The 7,003-nt window shown below is 54.1% G+C and carries 7 protein-coding genes; 2 read left to right on the forward strand and 5 right to left on the reverse strand.

Annotation, left to right across the window (positions count from 1 at the left end; translation table 11 throughout):
* Positions 1-91 precede the first annotated feature (91 nt).
* The 3 genes from ACFOFO_RS18780 to ACFOFO_RS18790 all read right to left on the reverse strand — a co-directional run bounded on the left by ACFOFO_RS18780 (position 92) and on the right by ACFOFO_RS18790 (position 2,698).
* Positions 92-844, reverse strand: coding sequence for a reverse transcriptase domain-containing protein (locus ACFOFO_RS18780; RefSeq protein WP_449369380.1), 753 nt, complete (start codon positions 842-844; stop codon positions 92-94).
* Positions 751-1,182, reverse strand: a complete 432-nt coding sequence (locus ACFOFO_RS18785; protein WP_390329424.1) for a reverse transcriptase domain-containing protein — start codon at positions 1,180-1,182, stop codon at positions 751-753. Before ACFOFO_RS18785 ends, ACFOFO_RS18780 begins: the two co-directional genes overlap by 94 nt.
* Before the next feature lie 685 nt (positions 1,183-1,867).
* Positions 1,868-2,698: a reverse transcriptase domain-containing protein gene (locus ACFOFO_RS18790; protein ID WP_449369379.1), complete on the reverse strand. Its 831-nt coding sequence runs from the start codon at positions 2,696-2,698 to the stop codon at positions 1,868-1,870.
* A gap of 821 nt (positions 2,699-3,519) precedes the next feature.
* Here ACFOFO_RS18790 and ACFOFO_RS18795 point away from each other — a divergent pair.
* The gene (locus ACFOFO_RS18795; protein ID WP_390332385.1) at positions 3,520-4,275 is read left to right on the forward strand and encodes a transposase; all 756 of its coding nucleotides are present in this window, start codon (positions 3,520-3,522) and stop codon (positions 4,273-4,275) included.
* Positions 4,276-4,609: 334 nt separating this feature from the next.
* Positions 4,610-4,813, forward strand: a complete 204-nt coding sequence (locus ACFOFO_RS18800) for a hypothetical protein (RefSeq protein WP_390328913.1) — start codon at positions 4,610-4,612, stop codon at positions 4,811-4,813.
* Here ACFOFO_RS18800 and ACFOFO_RS18805 read toward each other — a convergent pair.
* A complete protein-coding gene (locus ACFOFO_RS18805) occupies positions 4,810-5,634 on the reverse strand; it encodes an alpha/beta fold hydrolase (protein ID WP_390328915.1) in 825 nt (274 codons plus the stop codon). The genes ACFOFO_RS18800 and ACFOFO_RS18805 overlap by 4 nt on opposite strands.
* 358 nt (positions 5,635-5,992) lie before the next feature.
* Complete coding sequence (locus ACFOFO_RS18810) at positions 5,993-6,682, reverse strand: dienelactone hydrolase family protein (protein ID WP_390328920.1); 690 nt, start codon at positions 6,680-6,682, stop codon at positions 5,993-5,995.
* Positions 6,683-7,003: the final 321 nt, after the last annotated feature.

The following is a 7,003-nucleotide window of genomic DNA, read 5'->3' on the forward strand; positions in this document are numbered from 1 at the left end:
TATTTCCCCGGCAGGTCTGTCTCCTGCTGAACACGCCAGCCTTCGCTGGACGCACACCTGTACGTGAGCCTCTCGACTCATACAGCTCCCATTATCCAGCCGTTGGCTGCACGTACCGCCAATGAGCAAACAGCCCTGGCCGGGATTGCGCAATACGCGCTAGCCACTGCTGTGCCCGCCGACGATGTCTATACAGCTTCTTGTACTTCCTCGTAGCCCATCGAACCAGATAGCGATCCAGATGTCGCAACGTCGGATACATCGCAGATTTATAGAACTTGGCGAAGTAGTTCATCCAGCCCTGAATCACCGGGTTGAACATCCGCGCCAAATCCTCCAGCGATTTATCGCTCCTGTTCTGCAGGCCCCAGCCTCGCATCTTGCTTCGCATCGTCTTGGCAGCTTTGTTGCTCACTGCCGGTGAGAAATTGATAAAACTCTTGCCCCATCGATTCTTTGACCGCCGGGGCCGAAACGTAAAGCCCAGAAAGTCAAAGCTGTGATCAGGATGGCGACCTCGTCGATCATCATCCTTGCAATACACCACCCGGGTTTTCTGCGGATGCAGTTCCAGATGGCATTCAGCAAACCGCTGCTCCAGCGCCGCCAGCAACTGCTGCGCCTGCACCAACGTCTTACAATGGCAAATGGCATCATCTGCATAGCGCTCAAACGGGATGTCGGGAAATTGCTTCCTCATCCATCGATCAAACACATAATGCAGAAACAGGTTGCTCAACAAGGGACTGATTACACCCCCTTGCGGAGTTCCCTTGTCCCGTGCCACCCGGCTTCCGTCTTCCAACTGCACCGGAGCCGTGAGCCACCGCTCAACGTATAACAGTAACCACTTGCAATCAGTGTGGTGACGTACTGCACGCAGAAGCAGGTCAGATTGAGATTGTCGAAAAATGCGCGGATGTCGAACTCCAGGACCCAGTCATTACGCCAACATCTCGTCCGGGCCATGGCGATCGCCTCCTTCGCAGACCTATGAGGACGATATCCGTAAGAATCTTCGTCGAAGACAGCTTCCAGTATCGGTTCCAGATAGTTCTTTCCAACCGTCTGGGCAACCCTGTCGGCCACTGTGGGAATTCCCAACGGCCTGACACCTCCCCCATTTGCCTTCGGAATCTCAACCCTCATCACAGGCGACGGATGATAACTACCCGAACACATCCGATTCCAAATCTTGTAGAGATTACCACTCAAATTCTCTTCGAAATTTGCAATCGACTGTCCAATCCACTCCCGCTACTCCGTGATTAGCCTTCACATGCTTATACGCCTCCCACACCGCGCGCTTCGGAATACAAAACGGCTTCGCCTTATCTATCAAGTTCATCCTCTTTCAAGTTGACCCAACCATAAGGCCGGATAATGCAACCCCTTTGCTCTAGCCCCATTACAGAACCGTCATCGCTCGTACGGGTTGCTCCGTCCCTGTGCCTCGCATCGGTACTCAGACTCTTGCGGGATCTCCGCTTGAGTCGCTCCCTTCGCATCGAGGCGACAGGTTCCCAAGTTCCACATCTGAGCCTGAATCAAGCTCACGCCGCCTTCATGCCGGACGCCAAATGGGCAGTAAACAGGTCGCCTCCCATTCTGATCCCGGGTCAACGACTTCCCCCCGGTTTTGACGTCGTCCCTACGCTTTCGACACTTCATCAGCGGTTCACTCGCGTTCGTCTTCTTGATTCATACCTGACAGAGTCAAGCCCTGCCTTTTCCTTAACGCTCACCACACGGACTCTTAACCCATGCAGCTTAAGGTGGTTTGGAGCCTGTTCCTGCAAACCGGCTCCGAGGGGCCCGCCCTCATCTCACATGCAGCATCGCTTCGCCCAGACTGCGGGCTCTGCGTTCATGGCACACAGTCGTCCGCATAACGCACCATATGCATTTTCAGACCTCTTCGCACCGCTTTCGGAAATTTCTCCGCAAGCATCGCTTCGAGGCCGTCAAGTGTCATGTTTGCCAGAACCGGACTGATGATGCCCCCTTGCGGGGTGCCGGCCTCTGTGGGGAAGAGTTCGTCTTGATACACGAATCCCGCCTTGAGCCATTTCTTTAGAACCGCCTTGTCCGTAGGGACATTGGCGATCATCCAGTCGTGACTGATTTGGTCGAAACAGCCTTGGATATCGGCCTCCAGCACCCATTCCGCACTAACTTTTTTTGCGAGAGAGTTGAAGCATTGTTCCCCTGCATCGGCAGTTGAGCGTTCCGGCCTGAACCCGTATGAGTTCCGGTCGGCAGTGGTTTCTGAAATGGGTTCCAGCGCCAGCAAATGTAACGCTTGCATGGCCCTGCATTTCATTACGGGTATGCCGAGCGGCCTTGTCTTGCCATTCTTCTTCGGAATTAACACCCTCCGAAGCGGAAGGGGCGAGTAACCCCGCCGCTTCATCGACGCAATCGCGTTGGTCTTTCCCGCCGGTGTTTTCCACGTTACCTTGTCCACACCGGGGGTATTCTTGCCTTTATTTTCAGTCACCCGCTTGACGGCTAATGCCTTGCCGCAAAACGAGTGGGTCAGCAGCCATTGCAAGGCTTTCGCCTTGTTGTGCCTGCCGGCCTGTGTGGCCTTCACAGTACGCGCCTGCAGCCGTCTTACATGACGCTGGACATCGGCCCAATTGATGCCGTCCCATGCCACGCCGGAAGGTGCACAGGCCAGTGTTGCAGCATTCATTTGCTTTCCTCCCGTGAAGATGGTTCTATAAACTCTCTTGTGAGGAGAGACCATGAGGAAGTCTGCCCGCTTTCGCGTGGGGTGATGTTGCAACCCCTATCCGTCCCATTACAGGGCGGCGTTCGCTTTGTCCTCGTTCCTGTTCCCGCACCGCCATGGGCAGACTTTGCAGTCTGCTGTCCCCGAAGGGAGCGATACGAGGTTTCCACGTTCCACTTGCAAAAGTCTGTCGGGTTAGGTGCCTGCTATTGACCGGGAAGCGTATGGGTCACGAGAGCGTAATTATCAGACGCTGTTCCCGCCTCCATTACCGTTTGGTGCAAGCGTAATAGCCACTTCCGCTTGTTCTAGATGACGATCTTTATCGCAGATTCAAATATTTTCACCATACCGACTATCTGGCACTCATCCGGCGCGTGGCTGCCAGAAGGGTACGCTTCTCGCGATTGATACCCCACACCTTGCGGTGCTTCGTTACGTTGTCAGGGCCGCTCTTTATTCAGGCCCCTAGATTCACCAGGTGACACTGGTGGTTCCCTCCGTTGAAGTGGGAACAACTTCTACAAGCGACTTCGTGTCGCACGAAAATCATCTAGCCGTCCTCCCTCGGCAAGCACCGAGCGATAAAGTAATGGTGCGAACCCCACTTTATCAAGGAGATCGGTATGTTATTTTGCGGCATAGACCCCCATTCGAACAACTGCTTTGTCGTCGTATCCGACGATGCCGATAAGGTTCTATACTCCAGGCGCTTGCCCAACAATTTGGCTGAGATCTGCTCGGCACTCAGTCCGTATTAACCGGAGCTATTTGGCGTTGTCGTGGAATCGACTTATAACTGGTATTGGCTTGTCGATGGCTTGATTGACGCGGGTTATTCGCTGCATTTGGCCAATACCACCGCAATCAAACAATACGACGGACTAAAGCACCGCGGCGATGAATCCGATGCACGGCATCTGGCGCATATTCTGCGGCTGGGGTTGCTACCGGAAGGTCATATCATGCCGCAGCCCATGCGGACGGTTCGCGATCTTGCGCGCAAACGTATGCAGCTGGTTCAAAAGCGGACTACTCAGATCGTTTCGATAGAAACCTGTTTAGCACAACAAACGGGCGGCCGACTTTCCAGTAACGATGTCAAGCAACTGACCGACGCGCACGTTGATGGGATGTCGGTGGGGGTTGTCGAGTCGATCAGCATCAAGGCCAACCTTGCTGTATTGCAGGCATTGCAAACGCAAATCGATGGTATCGAGAAAGCCTTGTCCAAGCACTGTCGCGGCAATCCTGGATATGGATTGCTCAAAACCGTGTCCGGTATCGGACCGATCTTGGCGACAGTCATCCTTCTTGAAACAGGCAGCATCGAGCGATTCGCCGATGTTGGAAACTACGCATCGTATTGCCGCTGCGTTGGCAGCATTCATGTCTCGAACGGGAAAAAGAAAGGCGAAGGTAACACCAAGAACGGCAATCGCTATCTGGCATGGGCGTATGTCGAGGCCGCGAACTTCGCCATTCGCTATTGCGAGCCTGCGCGTAAAACGCGTTGTAATGGGATGCAAATGGTGTGATGCGACGCACAAGAAATGCGCGGCGGATGGTGTTACGTAAGAAAATGCTGACCGTCAGCCCTCGACCGATAGTGTTGAAAAACTCGATTTTTGGTGTTCGAGACTTCTCAAGCATGGTTGGAGCTCATAATTCGGATGAATAGCGTTTTTCAGGAAAAATGAGATTCCTGAAATTTCGAGTTTTTCAACATAATCGACCCAAAAGAGACGATCAACGACGCTCCCCTGACCGACCGCTACGCAAAGCGGACGTTACCTGGGCATCTCAACCTGCCAGCCTTGATAAAGCGCTCCCATTCGGATGGGTATAGATGTGGTGGCATGGAGGATATTTGTGGTACTCGACGATAAACAAAAGCCCTTGAAAGCTGTTCGAGATAAGGTGCTCTTGCTTATCGGCTTTGCAGAAGCATTTCGTCGCTCGGAACTTGTTGCGCTAGGATACGAAGGTGCCACCCGGCACGCAGCAACGCCAGCACCGAAGCTGCTGGCGTTGCTGCGTGCCGGTACTACCGCTCAGGGATACCCGACGGCTTAGGACTTGATGAACGCCAAGAGATCAGCATTGATCGTATCGGCTTCCGTGGTGGGCATGCCGTGCGGGAAACCTTTGTAGGTTTTCAACTTGCCATTCTTCAGCAACGCGGCGCTCAGCGGCGCAGAATCGGCATAGGGTACGATCTGATCATCGTCGCCGTGCATCACCAGTGTCGGGACCGAGATCTTCTTTAGGTCCTCGGTAAAATCCGTCTGGGAAAAGGCTACAATGCCATCGTAGTGCGCCTTGGCGCCCCCTTCCATGCCTTGGCGCCACCAGTTCTGGATGACCCCTTCGGACGCTTTAGCACCTGGCCGGTTATAGCCGTAGAACGGACCCGCGGCTACGTCGCGATAAAACTGCGACCGGTTGTTGGCGACCTGCGCCTGAAATCCGTCGAAGACTTCCTTGGGAAGACCTCCCGGATTCTTGGCCGTCTTCACCATAAGCGGTGGCACGGCGCTGATAATCACAGCCTTGGCCACGCGACTCTCGCCGTGACGCGCTAAATAATGCACAACCTCACCGCCCCCGGTGGAGTGGCCGACGTGGATGGCGTTCTTCAAATCTAGATGCGCGGTAAGAGCCGCGAGATCATCGGCATAATGATCCATATCGTGGCCGTCGGCCGTCTGGGTCGAACGCCCGTGACCCCGGCGGTCGTGCGCGATGACGCGAAAGCCGTGATTCAGAAAGAACATCATCTGGGCGTCCCAATCGTCAGCGCTCAGTGGCCAGCCGTGCGAGAAGACTATTGGCTGTCCCTTTCCCCAGTCCTTGTAGAAAATGTAAATGCCGTCTTTGGTCTTGACAGTGTTCATCGCCTGATCTCCTTGGTTGCGGTCGCTATGGACCGAAGTTTTCGTGGCGGGCTTGATAGCAAACGCCGCGAGAGGCATCGCGGCGACCGCACCGATGGCGGCGGCGGCTTTCAAAAGCTCTCGACGCGTTGCCATTAGCCCCGTTGGTAAATGCAGATTTCCCATATTTTTCTTCCCCTCTGCCCTCGCAGAAAAAGTGGACGTTGCTCCCTTATTGCGCGGTCAACAAAGAAAGTTGTTCAGCGTTCTTGAAGCGAAATGGAAGAGGTACCATCGCGCTGCGCTGGTCGTATGAATTCTTCGACGACCCGCCGCTAGTTCCAATCTGGTGACGGCCACTGCAAGCTAATGTCTCCGTTCAACCTCGAAGATGATTTTGAAAGAATGCCACCGTTCGTGCGTTTGCCTGCGACGCGGCTTCAGCGTCGTAATGCATACCTTGGTGCCGGGCAAATGCGTGCGAGCACCCAGGATACGTATGTATTTCAACACCTTTCGGCGCCAATTCCTCGCGGATTGCGACCTGTGCTGTAGTGGATATGAACTCATCCAGCTCGCCTAAGTGCATAAGGAGCGGCCCGCTTAGACCGGGACTCTCGCTGAGAAACTCTTCCGTCCTGCCTCCGTAATAGCAGACACCGGCATCGACGCCACCTCGTACGGCCATTAGATAAGTGAGCAATCCACCCAAGCAAAATCCCATAACACCAACCTTGCCCGTGCACCAAATCATGGCCCTCGTCTGGTCCACGGTTGCTTGGACGTCCGCAACCGTTTTATCTATGTTGAGCGCTTGGTAAAGCGCAACTGCTCTTGGCCAGTCGGTCTTTTCGGATAGCTGGAGCATAGGTTCCTGACGCCAATAGAGATCCGGACAAACGGCGATGAACCCCTTCGTAGCGAGCTCATCACAGGTCGCACGGAGATCTTCGTTGACTCCGAACGCTTCTTGGAGGACAACCACTGCTGGTGCAGGTATTGCTTTCGGCTCTGCGAGATAAGCGTAGAAACTCCCGTCCGGTGTAACAATGTCAATGCTGGAGTTCATGATGTTCATCCTAGATAGTTTGTCGCATTGACAGACACACTCACCATCTACGACGAACACTCGTCGCTGGGCGTGTCGCCGCGGTATGTGATGGGAATCTATCCGCCGCTTTGCCGGTGCTCGCCTCTGAGATGAATAGCGTCTGACTAGAAGAAAGATTACGTCGGAATTGAAAAAGAGCCAGTCAAGTGTGGTGAATTGCGGTAAATTTTGGTAAATCGAACGGGGAGGATCAATGAGCGCCACCATGGCGACTCATCGCCAGCGGAACGTGTCAATGAATTTGAAACACCTAGTTAAATCGGTGAGCGTCTAAATCCC

It is taken from the genome of Pseudundibacterium arcticum, from assembly GCF_042646465.1.
Classification (GTDB): domain Bacteria; phylum Pseudomonadota; class Gammaproteobacteria; order Burkholderiales; family Burkholderiaceae_D; genus Undibacterium_A; species Undibacterium_A arcticum.

Bases quoted from the DNA above. Each gene is read 5' to 3' on its own strand.
- ACFOFO_RS18785 (WP_390329424.1), bottom strand. From the start codon at position 1,182: ATGTGTTCGGGTAGTTATCATCCGTCGCCTGTGATGAGGGTTGAGATT.
- ACFOFO_RS18790 (WP_449369379.1), bottom strand. From the start codon at position 2,698: ATGAATGCTGCAACACTGGCCTGTGCACCTTCCGGCGTGGCATGGGAC.
- ACFOFO_RS18805 (WP_390328915.1), bottom strand. From the start codon at position 5,634: ATGAACACTGTCAAGACCAAAGACGGCATTTACATTTTCTACAAGGAC.
- ACFOFO_RS18810 (WP_390328920.1), bottom strand. From the start codon at position 6,682: ATGAACTCCAGCATTGACATTGTTACACCGGACGGGAGTTTCTACGCT.